The following is a 23,337-nucleotide window of genomic DNA, read 5'->3' on the forward strand; positions in this document are numbered from 1 at the left end:
TGCATCGCGTGCAGGGTCGCGTGAATTTCGTACGCACCGCGGGCGCTCGGCGATCCCGGGGCAGTCGCTGACCCGAGAGGCCCGCCCGTAAAAACGCAGTCGCGCGCAGCGGCGCCGGCGGACGCCGATACGGACGCCGATATGGACGCCGATATGGACGGAGATGCGCCGATGTGGTCTGAGAGGGCGGCGTGTCAGATTTCGGACAACTATATACTAACGAGTCGACAATGGATCGAGATGATTGATTAGCATACCGATGCTTGAAGTCGTGCCGTCTGTGTGGCGGAAGGGGTCGCAGGCGCTCCCGACAGTGCGTCATTCCCGATCGGTACAATGGGCCACTTCCGTGTTTTCGCCGACCGTCTACGTATGTCGTCTTCGTTGCTTTTTGCGGTCTCGTCCGCGACAACCTTCCTGCGTGCGCATCGACGTCACGCGCTTGCCGCCGTCATGTGTCTGGCGAGTCTGCCCGCGCTTGCCGATGTGACGCTGCAACGCGGCCCGCCGCCGCCGCGCTTCGAAGACCCGCACGCCGCGCCACAGGGCGAGTTCTGGGTGCCCGGCTACTGGCAATGGAAAGACGGGCGATACGACTGGGTCGACGGCCACATGGAAGCGAAACGCCCGGGCATGCGCTACACCCCGCCGCATTGGGAAGAGACAGGCGAGCATGAATGGACGTTGCGCGACGGCAAATGGGATCCGACCGGCTGGGGCCCCGGCACGATCCACGAGATTCGTTCGCCCAAGTGATCCCCGACCGCCGACGGCCTCGCCCCCGGTCATCTCCCGCGGCCTGCTTTTTCGCACAGCAATGCGGAAAACAGGTCGCCCGGCGCGGTAGCGCGCTGTCGCATCGATTGAAATAATTTCATCTATCCCTGTTGTAATTTTTATCGACGGCGAGGGAGCAAACACTCGCTCGCGTCGAGGGAAGGCCACGTCTCGCCCCCACGGGAGACGGCTGGCGTTTATTGCTAAGTACTCCGATTGACTTGGTGAAAATGAGGACTTGACGCGCGCAAGCCGGAGACCTTACGCAAAACCTGTTGACACGTCAGAAACGTTGAACAACACTATGCCCACACTGCGTCCCCGCCAAATGCGGAACAGTGGCGGATAGCGTAATTTTTATTACTTGCGTTGCTGCGATGCGCGACGAAAGTGTCGTTTGCACAATTGAATAAGTGCGCCGTGTGCGCCCCCCAACACTAACGCCTGGCGGTTCGCGCTCGGGTGCATAACGTACGACCGGTTCCCGGTCTGCTGTCTTTCGGTCTGCGTGGCAGAGGCCGCGCAGATGAGTCGTTTCCTGAAGTCTTGTGTGCCAGAGGTGCAGGATGTCGGCCGCCGAAGCGCGGTCAGGCCATCACAGAAGTGTGACCCGTGGCAGGAGCCTGTATGCAGTGTTCAGTTCCGCTGTTCAATGCCGTGCCGTTGATCACCGTGTTCGTTTGCGTCGTCCTGGGTCAGTGGCTCGGGCGAATCAAGTTCGGCCCGATCCAGCTCGGTGGCGTGTGCGGGGCATTGCTCGTCGCGCTGCTCGTGGGGCAGACGGGGTGCATGGTCGAAGGCTCGCTCAAGGATTTCGCGTTTGCCCTGTTCATCTTTGCGATGGGCTTTTCCGCCGGGCCGCAGTTCGTTGAAAACCTGAATCTGCGCGGCTTGCGCTTTGGCGTGCTGTCGATCATCGAAGTGGTCTTCGTGTTCGGCATCGTTATGCTCGCCGTGAACTTTCTCGGCCTCGATTCGGGCACGGCAGGCGGGTTGGCCGCCGGCGCCGCGACGGAATCGGCGATGGTCGGCACGGCCATCGAAGCGTTGAGCCGGCTCGGTCTCGATCCCGCGACGTTCAAGGCCATGCAGGCCAATGTCGTGACGGCTTACACGCTCACTTACGTGTTCGGTCTGATCACCATCGTACTGTTCACCAATCTGCTCGCGCCGCGTTTGCTGGGGATCGATCTCAAGGCGGAAAGCGCACGGCTGTCCCGGGAGATGGACGACGACAGCGGTGAAGCCTTCGGCACGCCGGCGGCGCCGGATCTGGTCGGACGCAGCTACCGGGTTGCGCATCCGGGGCTGACGGTGGCTGCCGTAGAAGCGGCGCTCGACGGACGTGTCGCCGTGGAGCGGGTGCGGCGGGCGTCGGCGCACGTGCCGGTCACGCAAGACCTCGTGCTGTCGCCTGACGACGAACTCCTGCTCGTGGGGCGGCGCGACGCCATGCTCGACGCCCACGCCCTCATCGGCGCGGAAGTGGCAGGCACCGAAACGAGCGACATCGTACTCGTGGAGCGTGAGTACGTCATGACGAACAAGGAAGCCGAAGGCCGCACGGTCGCCGATCTGCGACGCGAAGCGCCGGTCGAGTTGCGCCACGGCGTGTTCGTCAAATCCGTCAAGCGCATGGGCATGCAGTTGCCCTCGCTCAACAAAATTCCGCTGCAACGCGGCGATATGGTGACATTGCAGGGCCTGTCGGGTGACGTCGAGCGCGCCGGGGCCGTGTTGGGCAAGCCCGTGCCGCATGGCAACAAGACGAGCCTCGTTTTCGTCGGTCTCGCGCTGATCGTCGGTCTGTGCATCGGGCACTTGTCCGTGCATGTCGGGGGCGCGCCCATCACGCTGGGCTCGGGAGGCGGCGCACTGGTCGCGGGCCTGGCGAGCGGTTGGTTGCTCTCGCGTCGTCCGACGTGGGGCACGTTCCCGCCGGCGGCTTATGAGTTGCTTAAGGATCTCGGGCTGGCGGTGTTCGTGGTGTGCGTGGGGTTGTCGGCAGGGCCGCAGGCGGCCGTGCTGCTGCGTGAACACGGCATGGCGCTGCCCGTCGTCGGTATCTGTGTCTCGCTCGTTCCGGCGCTGGTGTCGTTGTGGGTGGGACACAAGTTGCTGCGCATCGATGGCCCGATTCTGATCGGTGCGATCGCGGGTCAGCAGGCGAGCACGCCTGCCATCAGCGCAGTGGTGCAAACGGCGAACAGCGCATTGCCGGTCGTGGGGTACACGGTGACGTACGCCCTGTCGAACGTGCTGCTGCCATTGATGGGCCCGGCGGTGGTGTTCGTCGCCCATCAGTTCACGCGCTGAGCTGTCGTATTGCGTTCTCGTATCGCGTTGCTTTTGCGTCGTCGCGTGCCGGCTCCCCCGCCGGGCGCCGCCATTCATTTTTGACGGAGGTTCTGCCGTGGAACTGGTGCATACGATTCTCAACCATGTCCCGGAGGTCGCGATTTTCCTGTCGCTCGCCCTCGGGTACGCCATCGGGGCGATCAAGTTCGGCTCGTTCCAGCTAGGCGGTGTCGGTGGTTCGCTGCTGGTGGCCGTGGTCGTCTCGCAGATTGGCATCTCGGTCGATGCCGGCGTGAAGAGCATCATGTTCGCGCTGTTCATCTACGCCGTGGGTTATGAAAGCGGGCCGCAATTCTTCAGCTCGCTCTCGCGCAAGACGTTGCGAGAAATCGGCATGGCTCTGTTTCTCGCGGCATCCGGGCTCGTCACGGTGCTGATCTGCGCCAAGATTTTCGGCTTCGACAAGGGACTCGCCGCCGGTGTGGCCGGTGGCGGTCTCACGCAGTCGGCCATCATCGGAACGGCGGGCGATGCGATCGCGCGTCTGGGCTTGCCGGCCGAGGAGGTCAAGCGCCTGCAATCCGAAGTCGCGATCGGCTACGCGGTGACCTACATCTTTGGCAGTCTGGGCGCGATCATCGTCTGCGCGTCGCTGGTGCCGAAACTCATGGGCCGCACGCTCAAGGAAGACGCCAAGAAGGCCGAACTCGAAATGGCGGGCGGTCGCGCCGTGCTCTCCGCCGATCAGGTCGACTCGTTGCCGGCGCTCGTGGGCCGGGTGTATCGCGTGACGACCGGTGCGGGCAAGCGGGTGGTCGACGTGGAGAAGCAACTGACCGATGGCGTGACCATCGAACGGTTGCGCCGCAACGGCAAGATCATCATCGCGACCGACGATCTGGTGCTCGAAGCGGGCGACGACGTCATGCTCATCGGACGCCGCGAAGCCGCCACCGAAGCATGGCGTCTGCTCGGCGACGAACAGCGCCCGTCTGCCGATCTCGATATTCCGTTGCGCATGCAGGAGGTTGTCTTCGCCCGTAAGGGCGGCAACGGCAAGACCCTCGGCGAGTTGAAGGCCGGGGTGGAGCGCGACGTCAAACACGGTGTGTACATCGCCAAGATCATGCGCATGGGGCAGCCCGTGCCGATTCTCGACGACACGGTCGTGTATCACGGCGACGTCGTTACGCTGTACGGCGCGGACAGCGACGTGCAACGCGCGGCCAAGGAAGCCGGCTACCCGGTCGCCTACTCGGTGAAGACCGACTACGTCTACATGGGGATCGGCATCGTGGTCGGCTTGCTGATCGGCTACTTCGTGGTCAAGGTCGGCGGCATTCCGCTCACGCTGGGCAGCGGCGGCGGCGCACTGCTTGCGGGGCTGGTCTTCGGCTGGCTGCGCGGCAAACATCCGACTTTCGGCGCGATGCCGCTTGCGGCAAGCTCCCTGCTCAAGGAACTCGGGCTGGCGACGTTCGTGACCTGCGTGGGCCTCTCGGCCGGCGCGCAGGCATGGCAGACGTTGCAGCAAAGCGGTCTCTCGATCTTCGTTGCGGGTGTGATCGTCACCATCGTGCCGCTGTTGCTCACGTATCTGTTCGGGCGCTACGTGCTGCGCTACGACAACGTGGCGATTCTGGCCGGTGCACTGTCCGGTTCGCGCAGCGCCAACCCGGCGTTCGGCGAGATTCTGGACAAGGCCGAGAGCAACGTGCCGACGGTGCCGTTCGCCATCACCTACGCCATCGCCAACGTGCTGCTCACGCTGCTCGGGCCGCTGGTGGTCTCGCTCACCTGATGTCGCGCTTCGCGAAACGTCTCTGCAGTTTTCGTCCCGATTGCCCGTGGCTGTCACGCGTTCCCCCACAGCACGGAATCGACATTGGTTGTAAGTGGTTGTTCATGGAGAAATCGCTATGAAATCGAAGGAACTCGACGCACTCGCCAAACTCAGCCCGTTCGAATTCAAGGACACGCTGATCGAACTCGCTCAGGACAATGGCGCGCAGCGCTCGATGCTCAACGCCGGTCGCGGCAATCCGAACTTCCTCGCCCTCGAACCGCGTCACGGCTTCTTCCAGTTGGGCTTGTTCGCGTTGTCGGAGGCTCAGCGTCAGTTCACGTACATGCCGGAAGGCGTGGGCGGCATTCCGCCGGGCAAGGGGGTGGAAGCCCGCTGGCAGGATTTCGCTCGCGAGAACAAAGACGCCCCGGGCGTGCAGTTCCTGGAGAAGTCGATTTCGTACGTGCGCGACCAGATGGGACTCGTCGTCGAGGATTTCCTCACGGAGATGGTGCACGGCATTCTCGGCTGTAACTACCCGGTGCCGGATCGCATGCTGCGCAACACCGAGAAGATCTCCGCGAAGTATCTCAAACGCGAGATGGTCGGACGCCATCCGTTCGTGGGCAACTTCGACCTGTTCGCGGTCGAAGGCGGCACGGCGGCCATGACCTATCTGTTCAACACGCTCAAGACGAACCATCTGCTGCAAGCGGGCGACGCCATTGCGCTGGGCATGCCGATCTTCACGCCGTATATCGAAATTCCGGAGCTCGCGGACTATCAGCTTCACGAAGTGAATCTGAACGCGGATCCGGACCTGGGCTGGCAGTACTCGAAGAAGGAACTCGACAAGCTGCTCGACCCGAAGATCAAGGCGTTTTTCCTCGTGAACCCGAGCAACCCGCCGTCGGTCAAGCTCGACGACGCGTCGCTCGAGCATCTCGCCGCCATCGTCAAGAAGCGCCCGGACCTCATCATCCTCACCGATGACGTCTACGGCACGTTTGCCGACGACTTCCGCTCGCTGTTCGCGATTGCGCCTTACAACACCATCCTCGTGTACTCGTACTCGAAGTATTTCGGGGCGACCGGCTGGCGCCTCGGTGCGATCGCCACGCACGAGAAGAACGTGTTCGACGACAAGATCGCCAAGTTGCCCAAGGCGCAGCGCGATGGGCTCAATGCCCGCTACTCGTCGATCACGACGGAGCCGGAAAAGCTCAAGTTCATCGACCGTCTGGTCGCGGACAGCCGTGCGGTGGCGCTCAACCACACGGCGGGGCTGTCGACGCCGCAACAGGTGCAGATGGCGCTCTTCTCGCTGTTCTGCCTGATGGACGAGCCCGATGCTTACAAGCATGCCGTCAAGCGCATCATCCGCCGCCGCAAGGCCGCAATGTATCGCGCGGCCGGGATCGCCGAGGAAACCGGGCCGACCGCCGTCGATTACTACAACATTCTCGATCTCGAGGTGTTGGGCACGAAGATCTACGGCAAGGCGTTCGTGGACTGGTTCATGAAGAACATCGATCCGTCGGAGGTGCTGTTCCGTCTGGCCAAGGAAAGCGGCGTGGTGCTGCTGCCGGGGCGTGGCTTCGGCACGCTGCATCCGTCGGGCCGGGTCTCGCTCGCGAACCTCAACGAGCCCGACTACATCCAGATCGGTGCGACGGTGCGCAAGCTCATGGACGAGTACAACGAGCGCTTCCTCGCCGGCGGCAGCAAGGGCGGCAAGAAGAAGTAACGCCGCGCCTCAGGCGGCGTAACGTCTGCATCGCGCAGATCGCTTACACCGCTACCGCTTGCGTCCGGGCGTCGCCCGACGGTCATGATGCCGCGCCCGCATTCGACGGGTTGCGGCATCGGCAAGCCCCCCCTCGATCGCCCCTCCATGGCGATCGACCATTGCCCGGGAACCTTCTTCCCGGGCTTTTTTTTTGTGATGTGAAATCACAAAATAAAATGCCCGCACGGGGCGGGCAAAAATCACTACAGGGGAAGTCACGCGATATGAGTGGCGATCCCGTGAAAGAGTTCCCAATGTTTTTGCGCGTTTCGTGACTGGCAGAGCGTCATCCGATCGACGTAGAATGGACGCTTGTCGCTACATCACCCCCTCATGTCGAAAGCGGCGTACAACGCCAGTGGACGGCATCAGCGTGGGGTGGGATTTTGGGTGTCGAATGTCGGTAAAGCCGGTCGTGCGGAGTCGCCTCCTGCTGGCCGCGTGCCTGAGTACCGGAGTACCGGCAGGTGCGCACGCACAATCTTTGTTCTCGGATCCTAATCCGCCATGTTTCACTGAGCAGAACGCTGTGTCCTACGGACTGTGGGACCGTGGGCTTGCACCTCAGTATTTCGTACCGCCTCCACCGCCGCCGGCACCGCCCGTCGTGCAGGATCCCGGCGCCTCGACCGATCCCATCGCGTTGTTCGCAGGTGACGATCCGGGCGCTGTGGCCGCAGCCGTCGACCGCGAAGCCGCCCAGCGCGCGGCGGCAGCCGGCGACGCTGCGACTGCTGTTGCCGGCGGGGATGCCGGGGCGACGCCATCGGCCACGCCCCCTACCAGCGCCGGCGATGTCGAGAGCGCGGCGACGGAAGACGCCACAACGCCCGCACCCTTGCCATCTTCGCCGCCTCTCCCGGCGGGCGATTTTGCCGTCTCCCCGGAACTGAGCGCGGATGGCACGGCGATTTCGGCCGTCGATATCGACGCCGCAGCGTCGGCCGCTTCCGCAACGGTGGCCGGCGTCGAGACGCCGCAGCCCACGCCCGACGTCGCACCGCCCAATGCGTTTCTTGCGCGCGCGTCGTGTCTGCGCGGTATGCCGCGCCACGAGAGCCTCGCGAACCGTAATATCCGCATGCTGATGCGGCGCGGTCTGGTGGTGAGAGACGAGCAGTTGCCGCTCATCGCCACGCGCAGCCGTACGCCGGGCGAAGGGGCGGTGGGCTTTCAGGTGCTCAACGAGCGTCCGTACCAGTTCAACGTCGGCATGAACAACAGCGGCATGACGACCACGGGCAAGATGCAGGGCACCGCGAACCTGCTGATGAACAACCCGCTCGGCATGTACGGCAAGTTCAACACGACGCTCAGCCAGGACTTTCAGAACGCGCGTCGCGACGCGACCAACCGCGACCTGAGCGCCAACTATTCGGTACCGATCGATGCCGACTGGACCGTCGGCATTACCGGCAAGACCAACGCGGCCACCGATCAGATCGCGGCGGGCACGACACAGACGCAGACGTTGCAATGGCGCGTGCGTCGCGCGTTCGATGTGACGTCGAACGGCACCACGGGTGTCGAGCTGCGCTATAACCGGAGCCGCACGGAAGATCCGAACGCCATTCACACGTACGACAGCTACGCGGAAGTCGGCCTGAGCCATACGCATTATCTGGGCACATCGAAGCTCGATCTGTCGGTGATGCAGCGCCTGAACGCGCCCTGGATGCCGGCGTCGAGCGGCCCGCCGGGTTGGTCCTATCGCTTCCAGTCGATCGACGCGAAGCTTACCGTACCGTTCTGAGGACATCCGTCGCGGTATCGGACGATATCGTTGACGTGGCGCTCATGCCTCGTGTGCTTGGCCGGCATCTCGGCCGAATGCCGCTCCTCCCCGACCTGAATCACGGGCTTGCCGCCATACACGGCAAGCCCGCTTTCGTTGTGCGTACGGTGCGTACTGTGCGTAAGGTGCGTACGGTGCGTATGGTGGTTTGTGCGTATCGTAAGTGCCGCCGGCAAGACGGGCCTCTCACGCCGCCGCCGACAACTCAACTGCTGAAAGCCCAAAGGGCGTGAACGAAGCGCCGATGGCGCGGCGATCGAGAGGGGGTGCGAAATCTGCGGGCAAAAAAAAACCCGCCGGGTCGGCGGGTGAGGAAGCAGGCCTCCCACGGGGAAGTGAAAGCCTGGTCTCGCGAGGTGTTTGCGAGACCCGTGTAGTATCGTGATCCAGACGTCTGTTGGCTATGGGCTAAGTCCTAAAGTGCGTGTAAGACGCTTTCCAATTCCGTTTCCTAACCTTTCTGACGTTACCGGGGCGATAGATGACCGAACCTACCGAAACTACACCGGCCAGTGCCGCCCAGATGGCCGCCATGAAAGCGCTGCGCACGGCGCTTCTTGCCCAGCACAAGGTGTTGATCGACTACGACCGTCAGCAATACGAAGCAGTTTTCGGCCCCGTGCCCACCGGCCGTTTCGTGCAACTGTTCACTGAGGATCCCTGGTTCCGCTGGCTCGACCCGCTCTCGCGACTGATCGTCGCACTCGACGAGTGGCAGGAGCAGGAACCGCCGCTGCGTGAGGCCGGCATCGCGCTCGCCGACGATGCCGCGAAGCTGTTCCGTCACACGGACCAGGAATTCGGCGAGCGGTATCTGCTGGCCTTGCAGAAAGCACCGGACGCCGTACTGGGTCAAAGTCAGGTTGTCGCGGCACTGCGCGCGGCGCCACAGTCGCCGCCTGCCTCCGACGATGCCTGAGCGCGTTTTTTCCGGCGCAAAGTAAGAAGGAGCCCGATGCGTCCGCCATTGAGGGACCAGGCCGTTGAGCAGGGAGGGGACGGACCGTCAAGCCGAATATTTGTTCCGAGGCTGATCGTTTTTTAAGCAAGGCTCTTGACAGCCAATGTTCACGGGGCTGCCGAGAAGGTGGTCTCAGGTTATCCAGTGGGTTATCCACAAAGGGTGTGGACAACTTTCTGACCGAGAAGGGGGGCGGCACGGATCGTGCGGTTGTCGCTGTTTCGTTCGCCGATACAACGTCGGGCCGTGCTTCCACCCCATGCATCCGCTTCAGCCCTTCCACGCCTTTCACCCCCGTCGGACGCAAACTTTGTCAGTCGTTTTCCGACACCCCGCCGCGTATGATCGACATGACCACCGCCCCCATCGTGCTACTGGTGCTGCTCTCCGCGCTGATGCACGCCACCTGGAACGCTTTCCTTCACGCAAGTCCCGACCGGGTGTGGCAAGTCGGCATGATGGCGGTGCCGCAACTGCTCGCAGCGCTCGTCGGCATCGCTTTGCTGCCCATGCCGCCGGCACAGGTCTGGCCGCTCATCGGGCTGTCCGCGTGTGCACAAGTGGCCTATACGGCGGCGCTCATTCGGGCGTATCGCGTCGGTGAGTTCGGACAAATCTATCCCATCGCGTGCGGCATCTCGCCGTTGCTGATCTCGGGGGCGGCGCTGCTGCTGGCGGGCGAGTCGCCTCGGTGGATGGCGGCGCTCGGCATCGTCTGCATCTGCGCCGGCATTCTGTCGCTCGCCCTGCGCGGACGACGCCTGTCCGGCGACAGCGTGCCGGCCGCGTTGCTCACGGGGGTGTTCATCGCGGCCTATACGATCATCGACGGGTTCGGTGTGCGTCTATCGAGCGGCAACGGCGTCGCTTACATCGCGTGGGCGTATCTCTTCGCGAGCGTGCCGCTCGTGGGGACCGTGTGGATGATGCGCGGCGGATGGCGCGGCATGTTCCTCGCCCCGCGCCGTCGGGTGGCCGAGGCGCTGGGCGCCGGTGTGGTCGCGCAATGCGCGTATGGCATGGTGGTCTTCGCGCTGCAATATCTGCCGATGGGTGTGGTCTCGGCGCTGCGCGAGTCGAGTGCGATCTTCGCGGTGCTGCTGGGCTGGCTGTTTTTGCGGGAACGGCTCAACGCCCGCCGGCTCGTGGCATGCAGCCTTGTGGTCGGCGGTGCGATCCTCATCAAACTGGGCGCATGAATCGGCCGGGTGGACGGTGAGCGGTGGGCAGGACTGCGCGTCTATGCCGACGCGCGACGCGACTGCCCGTCGTGTCATCCACGCGGCCAGAGTTCGGCGCGGTGCGCAGTGATCGCCGCCACGACGATCTCGCGCATGCCGTGCCCGTCGGTCGTTTCGAGATGTTCGAGAATCGTCATGCGCATGCGTGGCGCCCAGAAGCGGCGCAGGTGGCCCGCGATGTTCTCGAGCGCTTCGCTGCGATCGGGCATCGTCTCGAAGAAATCCCCGATCTGATTGGCCATTTTGACCAGGTTGTCGGTGTCCATGATCTGTGTTTTCCCCTGTGATCGTTCTGCCGTGGCCGGCGTCGTTCGGTTTCGCTCGCGTTGTCCTGCGTTGTCCTGCGTTGTCCTGCATTGTCGTGCATTGATGCGTATGGCCAATCTCGCGTCCGCCGCGCCGCCCGTTGGCAATAGACGGCGAAGCCCGCCGGCGCTGTGCGACCTGCCCGGCGTCGGACGCGGATTGTTCCTGGCCGCGCACGGCATCGCCTCGCGGCGACACTGTGCGCGTCGTTTTTGCTTGCTGCGCCCTCAGTTCGCGCTCGCTTCCGTGGCGCTGTGCGCGTGTCCGAGGAACGCTTCTTGCTGTCGGTTGAAATCCGAGTACTGACGTTGCCATTCCGAGGGCTGCGCCACCGGCGTGACCTGCACGGCCGTCACCTTGTACTCGGGGCAGTTGGTCGCCCAGTCCGAGTTGTCCGTCGTGATGACGTTCGCGCCCGATTCCGGGAAGTGGAACGTCGTGTACACCACGCCCGGCTGCATGCGGTCGCTGACGATCGCGCGCAGCACCGTCTCGCCGGCACGGCTTTGGATGCCGACCCAGTCGCCGTCCTTGATGCCGCGCTCCTCGGCATCGTGCGGATGGAGTTCGAGCCGGTCTTCGCTATGCCACTGGTTGTTGTCGGTACGGCGCGTCTGCGCACCGACGTTGTACTGCGACAGGATCCGCCCGGTCGTGAGGATGAGCGGGAAGCGACGCGTGACCTTCTCATCTGTCGGCACGTACTGCGTGATGAGGAACTTGCCCTTGCCGCGCACGAATTCGTCGATGTGCATGACGGGCGTGCCGTCGGGCGCGTCGTCGTTACACGGCCATTGCACGCTGCCCACGCGGTCGAGCTTCTCGTAGCTCACCCCCGTGAAGGTGGGCGTGAGGCGCGCGATTTCGTCCATGATTTCCGACGGATGTGAGTAGTTCATCTCGTAGCCCAGACGTTTGGCGAGCTGAATCGTCACTTCCCAGTCGGCGTAGCCGGCGCGCGGCGGCATGACCTGGCGCACACGCGAAATACGGCGCTCGGCGTTGGTAAACGTGCCGTCTTTTTCGAGGAACGACGAACCCGGCAGCAGCACGTGCGCATACTTGGCGGTTTCGTTGAGGAAGATGTCCTGCACGACGATGCACTCCATCTGTTCGAGCGCATGCGTGACGTGCTGCGTGTTCGGGTCCGACTGCACGATGTCTTCGCCCTGGCAGTACAGGCCCATGAAGGTGCCGGCGAGCGCCGCGTCGAACATGTTCGGAATGCGCAGGCCCGGCTCGGATTGCAGCTCGACGCCCCATTCCGCTTCGAACAGCGCGCGTGCGCTCGAATCCGATACATGACGGTAGCCCGGCAGTTCGTGCGGGAACGCCCCCATGTCGCACGACCCCTGTACATTGTTCTGACCGCGCAGCGGGTTCACGCCCACGCCTTCCCGACCGATATTGCCGGTCGCCATGGCGAGGTTGGCGATGCCGATCACCGTCGTCGATCCCTGTGCGTGTTCCGTCACGCCCAGCCCGTAATAGATCGCTGCGTTACCGCCCGTGGCGTACAGGCGCGCGGCGCCGCGCACGAGATGGGCGGGCACGCCGGTGTGGGCTTCGGTGGCTTCCGGCGAATTCTCGGCGCGGGCGATGAAGTCGCGCCATTGCGAGAAGGCGCGATCTTCGCAGCGCTCGGCGATGAAGGCGTCGGCCATCAGACCTTCGGTGACGATCACGTGCGCCAGGGCATTGATCATGGCGACGTTCGTGCCCGGACGCAGTTGCAGGTGATAGTCGGCCTTGATATGCGGGCTCTTGACCAGATCGATACGACGCGGGTCGATCACGATCAGTTTCGCGCCTTCGCGCAGACGCTTCTTCATGCGCGAGCCGAATACCGGGTGGCCGTCCGTGGGGTTCGCACCCATCACGAGAATCACGTCGGACTGCTCGACCGATTTGAACGTCTGCGTGCCGGCCGATTCCCCGAGCGTGGCCTTCAGGCCGTAGCCGGTCGGCGAGTGGCACACTCGTGCGCAGGTGTCGACGTTGTTGTTGCCGAACGCGGCGCGCACCAGCTTTTGCACGAGATAGTCCTCTTCGTTCGTGCAACGCGACGACACGAGGCCGCCGATGGAGTCGCGCCCGTACTTCGCCTGAATGCGCTTGAATTCCGACGCCGCGTAATCGAGCGCCTCGTCCCACGACACTTCCTGCCACGGGTCGGTGATCTTCTTGCGGATCTTGGGCGTGAGAATACGGTCCTTGTGCGTGGCGTAACCCCAGGCGAAGCGACCCTTCACGCAGGCATGGCCTTCGTTGGCCTGACCGTCCTTGTGCGGCACCATGCGCACGACTTCGTTGCCCTTCATCTCCGCCTTGAACGAGCAGCCCACGCCGCAATAGGCGCAGGTGGTGATCTTGGCGTGCTCGGCCTGACCGAGATGGATGACCGACTTTTCCTGCAAGGTTGCGGTCGGGCAGGCGGCCACGCAGGCGCCGCACGACACGCATTCCGAATCCATGAACGGCTGGTCCTGACCCGGCGACACACGGGCTTCGAAGCCACGGCCCGAGATCGTCAGCGCGAACGTGCCCTGCGTTTCCTCGCAGGCGCGCACGCAGCGGTTGCAGACGATGCACTTCGAGGCGTCATAAGTGAAATAGGGGTTCGACTCGTCTTTCTCGCTGTCGAAGTGGTTCGCGCCATCGAAGCCGTAGCGCACTTCGCGCAGGCCGGTGACGCCGGCCATGTCCTGCAATTCGCAGTCGCCGTTCGCGGCACACGTCAGACAGTCCAGCGGGTGATCGGAGATATAGAGCTCCATCACGTCCTTGCGCAGTTCCTGGAGCTTCGGCGATTGCGTGCGCACTTTCATGCCGGGTTCGACCGGTGTGGTGCACGACGCCGGGAAGCCGCGACGGCCTTCGATTTCGACCAGACACAGACGGCACGAACCGAAGGGTTCGAGCGAGTCGGTCGCGCACAGCTTGGGCACGTTCACGCCGCCCTCGGCGGCCGCGCGCATGATCGACGTGCCGGCAGGCACGGTGATCTGTTCGCCGTCGATCTCCAGCGTGACTTCCTTCGTCGATTCACGGCGCGGGGTGCCGTAGTCCTTCTCAAACATCGGGTCCATCATGATCGGGGGTCTCCTAGGCGGCCTTGGTCGGCAGGTTCGACGATTCGGCCGCGCCGAAGTCTTCTGGGAAATGATTCAGCGCAGACAGCACGGGGTAGGGTGTCATGCCGCCCATGGCGCACAGCGAACCGTTGAGCATCGTGTCGCACAGGTCGCGCAGCAGCTTGATCTGCTTGGGGCGGTCGCGCCCGTCGATGATCTTGTCCATCACCTCGACGCCGCGCGTGGAACCGATGCGGCAGGGCGTGCACTTGCCGCACGATTCGATGGTGCAGAACTCCATCGCATACCGGGCGAGCCTGGCGAGATCGACCGTGTCGTCGTGCGCCACGATGCCGCCGTGGCCGAGCACGGCCCAGTGCGCGGCGAATGCTTCGTAGTCGAGCGGCGTGTCCCACTGCGATTCCGGCAGATATGAGCCGAGCGGGCCGCCGACCTGCACCGCGCGCAACGCACGGCCGGTGATCGCACCGCCGCCGTAGTCGTAGAGAATTTCGCGCAGCGTCACGCCGAAGGCCTTCTCGATGAGGCCGCCGTACTTGATGTTGCCCGCGAGCTGGATGGGCAGCGTGCCGCGCGAGCGGCCCATGCCGAAGTTCTTGTAGAAGTCGGCGCCGCGATCCATGATGATCGGCACCGACGCCAGCGAGATCACGTTGTTGATGACCGTGGGCTGGCCGAAGAGACCTTCGATGGCGGGCAGCGGCGGCTTGGCGCGCACCACGCCGCGCTTGCCTTCGAGACTCTCGAGCAGCGCCGTTTCTTCGCCGCAGACGTAAGCGCCGGCCGCTTTGCGCACTTCCAGGTGGAAGGTCTTGCCCGAGCCGAGAATGTTCTCGCCGAGGTAGCCCGCCTTGCTGGCGTTTGCAATGGCGACGTTCAGCACATCGATGGCGTGCGGATATTCGCTGCGAACGTAGATATAGCCGCGTGTCGCACCCACGGCGACACCGGCGATCGTCATGCCTTCGACGAGCACGAGCGGATCGCCTTCCATCAGCATGCGGTCCGCGAATGTGCCCGAATCGCCTTCGTCCGCGTTGCAAACGATGTACTTCTGCGCAGCAGGGGTGTTCAGCACCGTCTTCCACTTGATGCCGGTCGGGAATGCCGCACCGCCGCGACCGCGCAGGCCGGACTCGGTGACTTGCGCGACGATGGCGGCGCCGTCGAGCGCCAGCGCGTTGCGCAGGCCGCGATAGCCGTCGTGCGCGACGTAGTCGTCGACCGAGACGGGATCGGTGATGCCGACGCGGGCGAACGTCAGGCGCTCCTGCTTCTTGAAATACGGAATGTCTTCGGTCGGACCGAGGGCGAGCGGATGATCGCCGCCGGCGGTGACGTCGGCGTCGAACAGGCTGGCGACGTCGTCGACTTCGACCGGTCCGTAAGCCACGCGACCGGCCGGGGTCACGACTTCGAGCAGCGGTTCGAGCCAGAGCATGCCGCGCGTGCCGTTGCGTACCAGTTCGATGTCGATGCCGCGCTGCGCGGCTTGTGCGGTGATGGCTTCGGCGACTTCGTCGGCGTCCAGCGCGAGGGCGGCGGAGTCACGCGGCAGATAGAGCCGCACCGTGTGGGTGTTCGGGGACTGGCTCATACGGCATCCTTGGCGCGGGCGACCAGACGGTCGAATTTCTCGGGGGTGACGCGCGCGTGCAGCTTGTCGTCGATGGTGATGGCCGGTGAAGTCGCGCATTGCCCAAGGCAAAACACGGGTTCGAGGGCGACATCGCCGCTGTGGCTGTGCATTGCGCAACCCAATACGCGTTCGGCGTGGGCCACGAGTGCATCGGCACCCATGCTCTGACACGCCTCGGCGCGACAGATCTGAACCACGTGTCGCGGCGGCGGGCTGGTGCGGAAATGGTGATAGAACGTGATCACGCCGTGGACTTCGGCGCGAGACAGGTTGAGGGCGGTGGCGATGACGGGCACGGCATCCGGGGGAACGTAGCCGAAAGCGTCCTGAACGTCATGAAGAATCGGCAGAAGGGGGCCTTCCTGATCTGCATGAGCGTCCAGAATCGCTTGCACCGTCGCGATGGAAAAAGCCTCGCGCATGGCTGATGTCTCCTGTTCGGCGCACTGAGGGGAGCGGCGCACGTTAGGTGTTGATATGTTTTTATCCTGCCCCGGGGCGAGAGACCCAATTGGTCGCATGCGGAGACGCTGCTCGGGTCTAGCGATCAGCGCGACGCCACATGAGCGTGCGACACACAGCCCCCACCATATGTCGCACGGGCTCGGCCTCTCGCCCGTTGCTGACTTCGTCAACCTTCGGTCAGTATGTGAAACACGATATATCATATACGGTATACGTGCAATAGCGTGACAAGCGGATTTGCAGGATCGTTTACCCGGAGTCGAAAGCCCGGGCGGGCGCAGTCGAAACGTGACGCGCGAGAGGGGGCGTCGACAGATGTGCCGGACCGAAGCGGGCGGCGGTGGGACGTTACGGATCAACGAAAAAAGCCAGCGACCGTGTCGGGTATCGCTGGCTTTTTCTCGACGTGCGTTAGCGCGTCGGGCGGGGAGGGAACGGCTTACTCGAGGAAGTCGCAGTGCTCTTCGACGAAGGCCGCCAGTCCAAGGGTGTGGTCGCGCGCGAGCTTCTCGGCAAGTTCCGTGTCGCGCTTTTCGAGCGCCGTGATGATCTTCAGATGATCGACGATCGAGCGCGCTGCCCGGTCGTTCTGAGCGATCGTCACCTTGCGGATGGCGCGCACGTGAATGAACAGATTCTTGATCGTGTTGGCGATAGCCTGCGAGCCGCCGAGATTGATCAGTGCCTGATGAAAGTCGATGTTCGCGTCGGAATACTCTTCGATGTGGTCCGTCGGCGGTGCATTGACGAATTCGTCGAACAGGTGACGCAGCTTCGCAATCTCTTCGTCGCTCGCGTGCAGCGTGGCCAGACGCGCGGACATCCCTTCGAGGGCAGCCCACATCTGGATCATTTCCACGATTTCCCGCTTGGTCTTGCGGATGATAAAGATGCCCCGGCGCGGCACCGTACGAAGAAAGCCTTCCTGTTCCAGCAAGGTCATGGCTTCGCGAATCGGGGTGCGCGAAACGCCAAGCACCTGGATGAGCTGACGCTCGTCCAGGCGAATTTCATCTTTCTGGTTATAGATGTCGGCATCGGCGATGGCTTTTTTCAATAGCGCATACGCCTGATTACGAAAACTCGTCGTGGTGTCGATCGGCTCCAGTGCGAGTGGCGTCACGCGCACCGGAGTTGGGGTGATCAGGGACATGCAATAGTCTCCTAGGTATTACGGCCCCTTCAGAGGCGCAATGCTTGCTGCCCCACGAGGGTGGCCGGCTTTGTGACGAGTTTACCCGATTCGTTTGCCTGCGTGGTTTCCGCCAGGTAAGCGAAACGGCCATTCGATTCGGCCTTTTCGAGCATCTTGGCGGGCAGGGCGACGAACAGATGAACCATCGCAACACCGGCGGCGAGGGCGGAAGCCAGGGCAAGCAGAGTAAGGGCAGCGACTAACATATGACACTCCAGATAAAGTTGACGGGTCGTTATGTGGGGGAGAACTTGCTAGGCATTGTATGTCGCGCCGCAGCAAGTCTCAAGATATACCACATACCGAATATCAAAATTTATCGTTTTTCGGGACGTCTTTCGCGTCACACTGCGCTTACGCGGCTCGGATTTGTCTCTTTTTCCGATAGTGCGGAGTGGGTCGGATCAGATCGATGATGGCGATGAACCTCCTCGGACGGCCGTCTGGCTTGCCATGTTGCGGATTTCGGGACGCCGGTGGCGCACGCAGTTTTCGATGATTCGGATCACGCTTTCTGGGTGGGGCAAATGCACGTTATTGCGTTGCCGCGAAACCACATCCGGTAAGGCCTGCATGCACCGGACAGCCCCTGCGTTTCCGGCAAAATCGGCCGCGACCGGTGGTGCTTCGGCGGCACGTATGAGCGAGTGCAGTGCAGGGGGCGGGCGGGATTTTCCGGTCCCGCTGTATTGCCCGCTATATAAATAGCCGTGAACCGGCCGGTGAGGCGAGACGACTTGCCCCGGGATCCCCGAACCGATGGCTCACGCAAACGGCGGCGGCGATGGCGGCGGCGGCCGACGCCGGCCAATCCCGCTCGCCGGCGCCCGGCACATCGGGCGCACGGCGCTCAAGACTGTCTTGCGCTCGATCACGCGGCCTTGGCCAGACGCTCCTGCGCCGCCGCTACGGCATCGGGTTTAGTCATGAATTCGCGCTGTTTGATGAGCGCGAGCACGACGTCGAGGGTCGGCGTGGGGACGTTGGCCAGACGGCCCATCTCCTGCACGACGGAGACGAGCGGATCGATTTCCATCGCGCGGTCGCGCTCCAGATCCTGAAGCATCGACGTCTTGTGAGCCCCCACCGCGCCGGCGCCATTGATGCGTCGCTCGACGTCGACACGGAAATGCACGCCGAACTTGTCGCCGATGGCTTTGGCTTCGAGCATCATGGCGCGCGCGACGGCCCGGGTGCCCGGATCGCTGGCAATGATGTCGAGCGTGCCGTGCGTGAGGGCCGAGATCGGGTTGAAGCAGAGGTTGCCCCACAGCTTGAGCCAGATTTCGTCGCGGATGTTTTCGCGAATCGGCGCGTCGAGCCCGCCGGCGATCATCATCTGCGAGAGCGCCTGCACGCGCTCGGTGCGCTCGCCGCTGGCTTCGCCGAGCGGGAACTTGTTGCCGTAGACGTGCTGGATCACGCCGGGCGCCACGACTTCTGTCGCCGGATACACCACGCAGCCGATGGCGCGCTCCGGTCCGAGTTCGCGCCATTGGCGACCGCCCGGATCGATGCTCTCGAGCGTCGTCCCTTCGAGTGCGCCGCCGTGCTTATAGAAGTACCAGTAGGGGATGCCGTTCACGGCAGTGACCACGGCCGTATTCGGGCCGATCAGCGGTTGCATCGCGTCGAGTACCGACGGGACCGAATGTGCCTTGAGCGCGATGATCACGTAATCCTGATGCCCGAGTTCGCGCGCGTCGTCCGTGCAGCGCAGATGGGCGACGCGTTCTTCGCCGTCGATGAGCAACTTGAGTCCGTTCTCGCGCATGGCCGCCAGATGCGGTCCACGCGCCACCAGACTGACATCGGCTCCGGCGCGCGCGAGTTGCACGCCGAGGTAGCCACCGATGGCGCCGGCGCCATAGATGCAAATCTTCATGAAGTCTCTCCCTCCAAAGGTGAATCGAAACCCGGGCCTGGTACTGGCCGCTTGTGTTCTCTTTATTTTTCTAATACCAAATGTTGTATATCGTATATCACAAGGGAGGCAACGCCAAGTCTTGTTGGGGTATTGGGGCTCATGGTTTCCCCGCAGACGCCCGAAAACCGGCGGTTCGCATGTGTGAGCGTTGCGGGCATCAATTGCATTTGCGAAATACCCGACACCGCCCCGCGAGTGAATTATTACGGTGTGTTACAGCGCGGGAAGATTCGAGTCGGGGTGCGTTTTTTGTGAACAAAATTCACAGGAATATCGCCTTGTGCCCGTTTCAAAAAATCCCAAGGAGCCCGATACAAAAGGCGTTAGCGCCTTATCGGGCAACGTTCCAGGATCAGGTTAACTCCTTAGTGTTTTCGCATTGCGTTGTTGCGCCGCTCCGTCCTACAGTTGCGTTACTGTATCTAGCCGCCACTTAGGACAGTGCCTCGCGTGCCGGTGTTGTTGTCGCTGCAATGGACGAAAACGACATCGGCACGCGAGGGGGAAGCGAGGACAGCAATAAATTAGTGTTGACTTATATCTGATATATCGTATATTTCGTTCGGTATATTTACGGGAAATGCAATGGACCCCGTAAGCGTCAGAGACAAGTCGACGAGGCCAAGACCTCGTAAAGCATGCCCAGGGGGCGCAGACCCCATCCGGAAGGTGTTGTTGTTGTGAAGCTGCCAAACAACTGAAAACCGATGGAGGAGGTACAAAGTGGAGACGACAAATCAACACGGTAAGCAATCCGTGTTCGCGAGCCCTTGGGTTCAGCTCGTGTTCGGCGTGATTTGCATGGCGATGATCGCCAACCTGCAGTACGGGTGGACGCTGTTCGTCAACCCGATCGACGAGAAGTATGGGTGGGGCCGTACGGCCATTCAGGTGGCGTTCACGATTTTCGTCGTGACGGAAACCTGGCTGGTGCCGATCGAAGGGTATCTGGTCGACAAGTTCGGCCCGCGCCCGGTGGTCGTCGGCGGCGGTCTGTTGTGCGGTATTGCATGGGTGCTCAACGCCTATGCGTCTTCGCTGCCGATGCTGTATTTCGCGGCGGCAGTCGGCGGTGTCGGCGCCGGTGCGGTGTACGGCACCTGCGTGGGTAACGCGCTGAAGTGGTTCCCGGATCGCCGCGGTCTTGCCGCGGGCCTGACCGCCGCCGGTTTCGGCGCAGGTTCGGCGCTGACCGTGGTGCCGATCGCCAACATGATCAAGTCGAGCGGCTACGAGAACACCTTCCTGACGTTCGGTCTGGGTCAGGGGATCATCGTGCTGTTGCTGGGTCTGGCGCTCGCCAACCCGCCGGCCTCGATCGAAGCGCTCAAGAAGCTGGCGCCGGGCGCAATGCGCTACAACGCCAAGCCGACGGAAGTCATGCGCTCTCCGGTGTTCTGGCTGATGTATCTGATGTTCGTGCTGATGGCCGCCGGCGGTCTGATGGCAACGGCTCAGCTCGGCCCGATCGCCAAGGACTACGGTCTGGATCAGGCGCCGGTCTCGATTCTCGGCCTTACGCTGCCCGCACTGACCTTCGCGCTGGCCATCGACCGTGTGCTCAACGGGGTGACGCGTCCGGTGTTCGGCTGGATCTCGGACAAGATCGGACGGGAAAACACCATGTTCATCGCCTTCGCGATGGAAGCTGCGGGGATTTACGCACTGGCGAAGTTCGGTCAGCACCCGGTGGCCTTCGTGATCCTGACCGGTCTGGTGTTCTTCGCCTGGGGTGAGATCTACAGCTTGTTCCCGGCGACTTGCGCCGATACGTATGGTTCGAAGTACGCCGCCACCAACGCGGGCATGCTGTACACCGCGAAGGGAACCGCCGCGTTGCTGGTGCCGTTCTCGAGCATCATCACCGTGTCGACCGGTAGCTGGCAGGCCGTGTTCATGATCGCTTGCGCCATGAACGCCTTCGCCGCCTTCCTTGCCTTGTTCGTTCTCAAGCCGATGCGTGCCCGTCTGGCACAGCGTTACGCCAGCGACTACAAGGCGGAATCGAACGAGCCGATAGTCAAAGCGACGGACCTGAGCCGCAGCACGACGTGAGGCAGACCCAATACGTCAGCTTGACGTTAAGTAGTACTAAGTAGGAAGGCAGACTGACTGGCTTGATTAGAGACATGTCTCACCGGCGTGCAATCCGGGCCCTGAACGACGCAAGGCCCGATTGCACGACCGGAAGGACAAGTAGAGAAGCAGTACAGGAATACCCACTAATCGTCAGACAAGACGACGCAACACTGAAACCGGAAAAATTGGAGGAGAGAATTATGTCCATTGCGATGACCGTGCCAGTCGGCAAGGCGGAAAACGACACGCTCGAAGACAACAGCCGACACGCGAACATCGTGTCCGAGGCAGCAACGACCGATGGCTTCCATCTGGTCATCGATGCCCTGAAAGCGAACGACATCGACACCATCTTCGGTCTGGTGGGGATTCCCATCACCGACCTGGCTCGCCTCGCGCAAGCCGAAGGCCTGCGTTTCATCGGCTTCCGCCACGAACAGCACGCCGGCCACGCCGCTGCGATCGCCGGCTACATGACGCAAAAGCCGGGCATCTGCCTGACGGTGTCCGCACCGGGCTTCCTGAACGGTTTGACGGCCCTTGCCAATGCGACCACCAACTGCTTCCCGATGATTCTGATCAGCGGTTCGAGCGAGCGCGAGATCGTCGACTTGCAGCAGGGCGACTACGAAGAAATGGATCAGCTCAATGCGGCCAAGCCCTATTGCAAGGCGGCTTACCGCGTGCTGCACGCAGAAGACATCGGCGTGGGTCTGGCGCGCGCCATCCGTGCCGCCGTATCGGGGCGCCCCGGCGGCGTCTATCTGGATCTGCCGGCCAAGCTGCTGTCGCAGACCATCGACGCGCAGAAGGCCAAGGATTCGCTGATTCGCGTGATCGACGCCGCACCGCGTCAGATCCCGGCGCAGGACGCCGTTCAGCGTGCCCTCGACGTCATCAAGGGCGCCAAGCGTCCGCTGATTTTGCTGGGCAAGGGCGCATCGTACGCTCAGGCTGACGAAGACATTCGTGCGCTCATCGAGAAGACGGGCATTCCGTACCTGCCGATGTCGATGGCCAAGGGGCTGCTGCCCGACACGCACGAGCAATCGGCCTCGGCCGCCCGTTCGTTCGTGCTGCAAGAAGCCGACGTCGTCGTGCTGATCGGCGCGCGTCTGAACTGGCTGCTCGCCCACGGCAAGGGCAAGACCTGGGGGGCGGCACCGAAGAAGTTCGTGCAGATCGACATCTCGCCCACGGAAATCGACAGCAACGTGGCGATCGCCGCCCCGGTGATCGGTGACATCGGTTCGTGCGTCAAGGCGCTGCTCGCCGGCGTGGACGCCAACTTCGGCAAGCCGTCGACCGAGTGGACCGGTGCGATTGCGGAACGCAAGAACAAGAACCTGGCGAAGATGGCTGCAACGCTGGCCCAGAATCCGTCGCCGATGAACTTCCACAGCGCACTCGGCGCGATCCGCGATGTGCTGAAGAAGCATCCGGACATCAATCTCGTCAACGAAGGTGCAAACACGCTCGACTACGCCCGCGCCATCATCGACCAGTATCAGCCGCGCAAGCGTTTCGACTCGGGTACCTGGGGCGTGATGGGCATCGGTATGGGCTTCGCGATTGGCGCCGCCGTCACGAGCGGCCTGCCGGTCGTGGCGATCGAAGGCGACAGCGCTTTCGGCTTCAGCGGCATGGAACTCGAAACCATCTGCCGTTACGAGCTGCCGGTCACCACCATCATCTTCAATAACAACGGCGTGTACCGAGGCACCGACGTCAACCCGACCGGCGGCAAGGACGTGGCCCCGACGGTGTTCGTCAAGGGCGCGCGCTACGACAAGATGATCGAAGCGTTCGGCGGCATTGGTTACAACGTGACCACGCCGGCCGAGCTGATCAAGGCGCTCGAGGAATCCATCGCGTCGGGCAAGCCGAGCCTGATCAACGCTGTGATCGACGAATCCGCCGGTACGGAAAGCGGCCGTCTGACGAATCTGAACCCGCAAAGCGCGGCGATGAAAAAGTAAGTGCC

Annotated in this window: 16 protein-coding genes; 9 read left to right on the plus strand and 7 right to left on the minus strand. The window is 62.9% G+C overall.

Translation table 11 applies throughout. The features are described from left to right. Positions 1-372 precede the first annotated feature (372 nt). From PAN31108_RS23870 to PAN31108_RS23900, 7 genes are all read left to right on the plus strand, one after another. Positions 373-756 carry a YXWGXW repeat-containing protein gene (locus PAN31108_RS23870; protein WP_174995127.1) on the plus strand — a complete coding sequence of 128 codons (384 nt, stop codon included), beginning with the start codon at positions 373-375 and terminating at the stop codon, positions 754-756. A gap of 648 nt (positions 757-1,404) precedes the next feature. Further along, positions 1,405-3,093 carry an aspartate-alanine antiporter gene (gene aspT, locus PAN31108_RS23875; RefSeq protein WP_150671247.1) on the plus strand — a complete coding sequence of 563 codons (1,689 nt, stop codon included), beginning with the start codon at positions 1,405-1,407 and terminating at the stop codon, positions 3,091-3,093. Between the two features lie 97 nt (positions 3,094-3,190). After that, complete coding sequence (gene aspT / locus PAN31108_RS23880; protein WP_150671248.1) at positions 3,191-4,876, plus strand: aspartate-alanine antiporter; 1,686 nt, start codon at positions 3,191-3,193, stop codon at positions 4,874-4,876. 118 nt (positions 4,877-4,994) lie between these two features. Then, positions 4,995-6,608, plus strand: coding sequence for a bifunctional aspartate transaminase/aspartate 4-decarboxylase (locus tag PAN31108_RS23885; RefSeq protein WP_150671249.1), 1,614 nt, complete (start codon positions 4,995-4,997; stop codon positions 6,606-6,608). Positions 6,609-7,179: 571 nt separating this feature from the next. After that, positions 7,180-8,403 (plus strand): ShlB/FhaC/HecB family hemolysin secretion/activation protein, encoded by a 1,224-nt coding sequence (locus tag PAN31108_RS23890; protein ID WP_150671250.1) that lies wholly within the window; start codon positions 7,180-7,182, stop codon positions 8,401-8,403. Between the two features lie 523 nt (positions 8,404-8,926). Continuing rightward, positions 8,927-9,364, plus strand: a complete 438-nt coding sequence (locus PAN31108_RS23895; protein WP_150671251.1) for a hypothetical protein — start codon at positions 8,927-8,929, stop codon at positions 9,362-9,364. Positions 9,365-9,756: 392 nt separating this feature from the next. Beyond that, positions 9,757-10,605: an EamA family transporter gene (locus PAN31108_RS23900; protein WP_150671252.1), complete on the plus strand. Its 849-nt coding sequence runs from the start codon at positions 9,757-9,759 to the stop codon at positions 10,603-10,605. A gap of 74 nt (positions 10,606-10,679) precedes the next feature. Here PAN31108_RS23900 and PAN31108_RS23905 read toward each other — a convergent pair whose 3' ends face one another. From PAN31108_RS23905 to PAN31108_RS23935, 7 genes are all read right to left on the minus strand, one after another. Next, positions 10,680-10,913: a formate dehydrogenase subunit delta gene (locus PAN31108_RS23905; protein WP_047907450.1), complete on the minus strand. Its 234-nt coding sequence runs from the start codon at positions 10,911-10,913 to the stop codon at positions 10,680-10,682. Positions 10,914-11,180: 267 nt separating this feature from the next. Next, positions 11,181-14,045, minus strand: a complete 2,865-nt coding sequence (fdhF, locus tag PAN31108_RS23910) for a formate dehydrogenase subunit alpha (protein ID WP_150671253.1) — start codon at positions 14,043-14,045, stop codon at positions 11,181-11,183. Positions 14,046-14,058: 13 nt separating this feature from the next. Further along, a complete protein-coding gene (locus tag PAN31108_RS23915; RefSeq protein WP_150671254.1) occupies positions 14,059-15,645 on the minus strand; it encodes a formate dehydrogenase beta subunit in 1,587 nt (528 codons plus the stop codon). Continuing rightward, positions 15,642-16,109, minus strand: coding sequence for a formate dehydrogenase subunit gamma (locus PAN31108_RS23920; RefSeq protein WP_150671255.1), 468 nt, complete (start codon positions 16,107-16,109; stop codon positions 15,642-15,644). The genes PAN31108_RS23915 and PAN31108_RS23920 overlap by 4 nt, the downstream gene beginning before the upstream one ends. A 482-nt stretch (positions 16,110-16,591) precedes the next feature. Further along, on the minus strand, positions 16,592-17,305 hold the full coding sequence (locus PAN31108_RS23925) for a GntR family transcriptional regulator (RefSeq protein ID WP_150671256.1): 714 nt from the start codon (positions 17,303-17,305) through the stop codon (positions 16,592-16,594). A 29-nt stretch (positions 17,306-17,334) separates the two neighbouring features. Further along, entirely contained in the window at positions 17,335-17,553 is a 219-nt protein-coding gene (locus PAN31108_RS23930; protein ID WP_150671257.1) for a hypothetical protein, read from the minus strand. A gap of 665 nt (positions 17,554-18,218) precedes the next feature. Next, positions 18,219-19,232, minus strand: a complete 1,014-nt coding sequence (locus PAN31108_RS23935) for a 2-dehydropantoate 2-reductase (protein ID WP_150671258.1) — start codon at positions 19,230-19,232, stop codon at positions 18,219-18,221. Positions 19,233-19,997: 765 nt separating this feature from the next. Between PAN31108_RS23935 and oxlT the strand changes: the two genes are divergently transcribed. Both oxlT and oxc read left to right on the plus strand, forming a co-directional pair. Continuing rightward, a complete protein-coding gene (gene oxlT, locus PAN31108_RS23940; RefSeq protein ID WP_150671259.1) occupies positions 19,998-21,329 on the plus strand; it encodes an oxalate/formate MFS antiporter in 1,332 nt (443 codons plus the stop codon). 224 nt (positions 21,330-21,553) lie between these two features. Beyond that, positions 21,554-23,332, plus strand: a complete 1,779-nt coding sequence (oxc, locus tag PAN31108_RS23945; RefSeq protein WP_246184123.1) for an oxalyl-CoA decarboxylase — start codon at positions 21,554-21,556, stop codon at positions 23,330-23,332. Positions 23,333-23,337: the final 5 nt, after the last annotated feature.

The organism is Pandoraea anhela, from assembly GCF_902459655.1.
In the GTDB taxonomy this organism is placed as follows: Bacteria; Pseudomonadota; Gammaproteobacteria; order Burkholderiales; family Burkholderiaceae; genus Pandoraea; species Pandoraea anhela.

Excerpts from the sequence above, each read along its gene's own strand:
- PAN31108_RS23870 (WP_174995127.1), top strand. The coding sequence starts at position 373 with ATGTCGTCTTCGTTGCTTTTTGCGGTCTCGTCCGCGACAACCTTCCTG.
- aspT (WP_150671247.1), top strand. The coding sequence starts at position 1,405 with ATGCAGTGTTCAGTTCCGCTGTTCAATGCCGTGCCGTTGATCACCGTG.
- PAN31108_RS23885 (WP_150671249.1), top strand. The coding sequence starts at position 4,995 with ATGAAATCGAAGGAACTCGACGCACTCGCCAAACTCAGCCCGTTCGAA.
- PAN31108_RS23895 (WP_150671251.1), top strand. The coding sequence starts at position 8,927 with ATGACCGAACCTACCGAAACTACACCGGCCAGTGCCGCCCAGATGGCC.
- PAN31108_RS23900 (WP_150671252.1), top strand. The coding sequence starts at position 9,757 with ATGACCACCGCCCCCATCGTGCTACTGGTGCTGCTCTCCGCGCTGATG.
- PAN31108_RS23905 (WP_047907450.1), bottom strand. The coding sequence starts at position 10,913 with ATGGACACCGACAACCTGGTCAAAATGGCCAATCAGATCGGGGATTTC.
- fdhF (WP_150671253.1), bottom strand. The coding sequence starts at position 14,045 with ATGATGGACCCGATGTTTGAGAAGGACTACGGCACCCCGCGCCGTGAA.
- PAN31108_RS23915 (WP_150671254.1), bottom strand. The coding sequence starts at position 15,645 with ATGAGCCAGTCCCCGAACACCCACACGGTGCGGCTCTATCTGCCGCGT.
- PAN31108_RS23920 (WP_150671255.1), bottom strand. The coding sequence starts at position 16,109 with ATGCGCGAGGCTTTTTCCATCGCGACGGTGCAAGCGATTCTGGACGCT.
- PAN31108_RS23925 (WP_150671256.1), bottom strand. The coding sequence starts at position 17,305 with ATGTCCCTGATCACCCCAACTCCGGTGCGCGTGACGCCACTCGCACTG.
- PAN31108_RS23930 (WP_150671257.1), bottom strand. The coding sequence starts at position 17,553 with ATGTTAGTCGCTGCCCTTACTCTGCTTGCCCTGGCTTCCGCCCTCGCC.
- PAN31108_RS23935 (WP_150671258.1), bottom strand. The coding sequence starts at position 19,232 with ATGAAGATTTGCATCTATGGCGCCGGCGCCATCGGTGGCTACCTCGGC.
- oxc (WP_246184123.1), top strand. The coding sequence starts at position 21,554 with ATGTCCATTGCGATGACCGTGCCAGTCGGCAAGGCGGAAAACGACACG.